This window comes from Trebonia sp. (genome assembly GCF_049794275.1).
Taxonomy (GTDB): domain Bacteria; phylum Actinomycetota; class Actinomycetes; order Streptosporangiales; family Streptosporangiaceae; genus Trebonia.
In genome coordinates, this window is the sequence record NZ_JBARCR010000485.1 from 1 (window position 1) to 4,244 (window position 4,244).

Sequence of the window (4,244 nt, forward strand, 5' to 3'; positions counted from 1 at the left end):
GACGCTGACGACATGACTAATCCGTTCCGGGATGCACGTGCACACAGCTGCACGTGGAATCTACGGCATATTCCTGGCGGGGATCGCAGGTACGCCCCGCCAGGAAGAAGCGGAACGGAGCCCAGCGGTCAGACGAACCCGTTGCGGCTGAGGCTCGCCGGGTCTGGCTCGGCCCGGGGCAGCGACACGTCACCGGTGACGTCCGCGGCGAGCCGGATACGGTCACCGTCGACCAGCCTTACCTCCGACCCTGGCAGGACCCGGTCGCCGTTGACAAAGGTCCCGTTGGTCGACCCCTCGTCGCGGATCGAGGCGCGGCCGCCATCATCGACCATGACCGTCGCGTGCCGCCGTGACACGTTGTCGTACTGGTTGAACGCCGCGGCGACGAGCGACTGCGCCGGGTCACGTCCCAGGATGACGGACGTGCCCGCCGGCACGTCCACGTTTCCTGTCGGGAACGAGATCCGCAGCACGATCGGAGAGATGCGGCGGCGGCCGCCAGGGAGCGGCTGCCTGCAGTTGGTGCACACCACGTCGGCTGGGTCTTGCACCATCGCGCCGCAGTTGGGGCACATGGCCCGGCCATCTCCCGGCCGGAGGTACTGCTGGGAGACCGTCGGCGACGGTATATCGTCGTCGGCGTACGGTGTGTGCGGCAGGTTAGCGCCACACCGGAAGCAGATCAGGTCCTCCGGCTGCACCTTGACGCCGCAGTCTGGGCAGGTCAGGATCGCCATCTCCTTGCTATGGGGCGGTTAGCTGTTGCACAGCTACCTTACCGCCCGAGAGCGTCTTGGCTCTAGAGATCGCCTACTCCGCCGGGGTGATCGCCGCCACGGCCCAGCCGCCGGCCGCAATGATCATCGCTTGAATTAGCAAACTTCGGCACCGAATCATTCGGGTCAGGCAGCAATCGTGTGCAGTGCACCCGCCGCATTCCGCAATTGCGCCCGGCGCATCGCCCGCCCGTTGTTTGGCCGGCCAGGGCAGGGCGAAAAACTGACTCAAGCAGACTATGGATCCGCCATTGCCGCCGGAGTCCGCCCTACTCGCCACGAAATCTCGCGGCGCGTGTTCGCGACTATTCCGGCCGGGCGCCGGCGAGCGGCAGCCGCGTGCGGCCCCGCCCCGCACGTCGCCCTGGGCTGGGCGAAGTGGCCGCGGGCCGCTCGCGCGGGTGGCGGGGGAGCGGTGCCGGGGAGGCGGCCGGCGATTAACTGCCAGAAATTTACGGCCTTATGGTTATTTAAACCGTCGTCGGAGAGCGAGCCTTATCCGCCCCGCCAAAAGACCCGTCAGTTGTCTCGCGGGAAGCAACGAGGGATTTTGGGACGATTGTCCGCTGCCGTGGCCGATCGTCCGGATGGCTGGCGCGGCCGCGCTAAGCCCGCCGGGCGGAACCGGGCCCGAGTCTCCCGCACCGCCGGACCGCGGTCATCGGTCGGCCTGCTGGGCGGCGGAACTAGCCCGCAGCCGGGATTAGCCGGGATTAACCGTGGTCCAGGCCGGCTAATTGCCTGGTGGCGACCGTCGATCTTGTACGGCGTTCAGCGTGCGAGCGCTGCCACGGTGGCCGCCCGGGCACGGCGGGAGCAGGCGGTCACGCCGTGTGGCGGATGCTCGACGCCCGTATTTCACGGGTTCGCGAGGCTCTACACGGATGACGAAGTTCTAGAGCATGGACTCGACTTTGGCAAAGTTCAGGGTGATTCCGGGTGAATGCCCAGTCGGAGGCTCCCAATTGATGATTATATGTCCCTACCCGTTTTGTGACGCTAGCTGGAAGAGGGGTCTCGGCCGCCCTGTCGGCCCGTGCAGCAGCGATCGTTGCTGAGGGAAGGGAGAGGGACGTGCCGATGATGAGCGGCTCCGTCGTTCGCTGCCCGGTGGAGGTCCAGGTGGCGCTTAAAGCTGCGAGGTGCGAGCGCAGTGCGTAGACGATCGATGACCAACGGAAACGGTGCTCCGCCGCCTTCCGGGTCTCCGTCAAACGGAGACGGTGGTCTGCCGAACGGCGGACCGCTGGCCGTCGGACCAGGTCAGGGCGGCCCCAGCGCGGGAGCCTTTGGCGGCCCTGGCGGCCCAGAACAAAGTGGCCTGCCAGTTCCGGTTACGCCGGCCCGCGTCGGCGGGCGGCCCCCGTCCCAGGCCAGCGGCGCCAGCCAGCAGGTACGCAGCGGGTCACGCTGGTCGCTGAGCAACTGGCGAGTACGCTGGCGGCTCATCGCGATCATCGCGGTGCCAACGCTCACCGCGCTTGTCCTCGGCGCGATACAGATCTCCACCGCGGTGGAGAACTACACGTCCTTCAAGCGCGTGCAGACGCTGGCGAACCTCAACGCCCTCGTGGTCAAGGGGGCCGGCCAGCTGGCCGATGAGCGGGACATCACCGCGGGTTTTGTCGCGTCGGGCAAGTCGAACACCGCGATGCAGGCCCAGGTCAACCAGGCTCAGGCCGCGACGAACGCCACGCTCGCCGAGATCAGCTCGCAGGCCGCGGCCGTCACCGGCGACAGCGGCTACCGTGCCCAGACGGCGCTCGACCTCAGCAACGGCGTGCTGGCCGGCATCAACGACCTGACGCTGATCCGGCAGGCCGCGCTCAAGACCCAGTACCCGCCGCTCGCGATCATCCAGACGTATGACGAGCGGTTGATCGGGCCGTTCGACACGTTCAGTAACGACATCGCGGCCGGCACGGGAAACGCCTCGATGCAGACCAACGTCACGGTGCTCAACGCGTTGCTGCGGATGGAGGATGACGCCTCCCTGCAGCGCGCCTACCTGTACCAGGCGCTGGCCAGCCCGTCGCCGGGACTGACGTCCGTCGCGCTCACCGCGCTGAACCAGGCCGCGACCCAGCAACAGGCCGACACCAGCCAGTTCATCGGGGACGCCTCGGTGACCGAGGCGCAGAACCTCAACAACACCGTCAGCGGCCCGCGGGTGGACGCCGCGAAGAGCGAAGAGTCGCTCGCGGTCGCCCTGACGGGCAAGAACCAGTCGATCTCCACGATTGGCACGACGCAGACGTGCGGCAAAACGTCGCAGGCGCAGTGCTGGTACCAGACGCAGGCCGTGCAGATCTCAGACATGCGCCAGGTCAGTGACGGGCTGGTCGGGCAGGTCACCGCGCAGGCCAACTCGCTGGCGGCGAGCTCGCTGCGCAGCGCGATCATCACTTCGGTGGTCACGCTGCTGCTGCTGATCCTCGTCCTGCTGATCACCACGTTCGTGGCGCGGTCGATGATCCGGCCGCTGCGCAAGCTGCGTGCCGACGCACTCGAGGTGGCGGGCAGCAAGCTTCCCGATATGGTGCGCCGGCTGAGCGAAAGCGAAGGCGGCGACGAGAGCGTCGAGATCGAGCCGATCGGCGTGACATCCACCGACGAGATCGGCGAGGTGGCGCGGGCCTTCGACCAGGTGCACAGGGAAGCGGTCCGGCTGGCAGCCGACGAGGCCATGCTGCGCGGCAACCTGAACGCCATGTTCGTCAACCTGTCCCGCCGCAGCCAGTCGCTGATCGAGCGCCAGCTGGCGCTGATCGACGACCTGGAGCAAAGCGAGCAGGACGCCGACCGGCTCAGCAGCCTGTTCCGGCTCGACCACCTGGCGACCCGCATGCGCCGCAACTCGGAAAACCTCCTGGTCCTCGCCGGCCACGAGGCGAGCAGGCGGTGGAGCCAGCCGGTGCCGCTGGTCGACGTGCTCCGCGCGGCGATCTCCGAGATCGAGCAGTACGAGCGGGTGGTGCTGAACGTCCAGCCCGGCATCCAGGTCGTCGGCCAGGCGGTCAACGACGTGGTGCACCTCGTCGCGGAGATCGTCGAGAACGCGACGACGTTCTCGCCGGAGGACACCCAGGTGTACGTGACCGGCCAGCCGCTGACCAGTGGCGGCGTGCTCCTCGACATCACCGACAACGGCGTGGGCATCTCCGAGCAGGAGATGGCGCACGCGAACTGGCGGCTGGACAACCCGCCGGTCGTCGACGTCGCGGTGTCCCGCCGCATGGGCCTGTTCGTGGTCGGCCGCCTGGCGGCCAGGCACGGCGTGAGGGTCAGGCTGCGGCACGCGCAGTCCGGTGGTCTCACCGCGCTGATCTGGCTGCCCGAGTCGGTGGCGGCGCCCGAGTCGGGGCAGCCGCTCGGCAGGCTGCGCAAGTTCGAGGCAGACGACTTCGGCCCCGCGCCGTCGCTGTCCGCTCCGACTCCGGCCCTCAGCACGATGCCGCCTCCAGG

2 protein-coding genes are annotated in these 4,244 nt (G+C 68.2%); one reads left to right on the forward strand and one right to left on the reverse strand.

The features are described from left to right. Positions 1 to 128: 128 nt before the first annotated feature. Positions 129 to 740, reverse strand: coding sequence for an FHA domain-containing protein (locus WA805_RS13255; protein WP_422288678.1), 612 nt, complete (start codon positions 738 to 740; stop codon positions 129 to 131). A 1,501-nt stretch (positions 741 to 2,241) separates the two neighbouring features. Here WA805_RS13255 and WA805_RS13260 point away from each other — a divergent pair. Next, positions 2,242 to 4,244 (forward strand): nitrate- and nitrite sensing domain-containing protein (locus tag WA805_RS13260; RefSeq protein ID WP_425242478.1); only part of this gene is annotated, 2,003 nt, incomplete at its 3' end.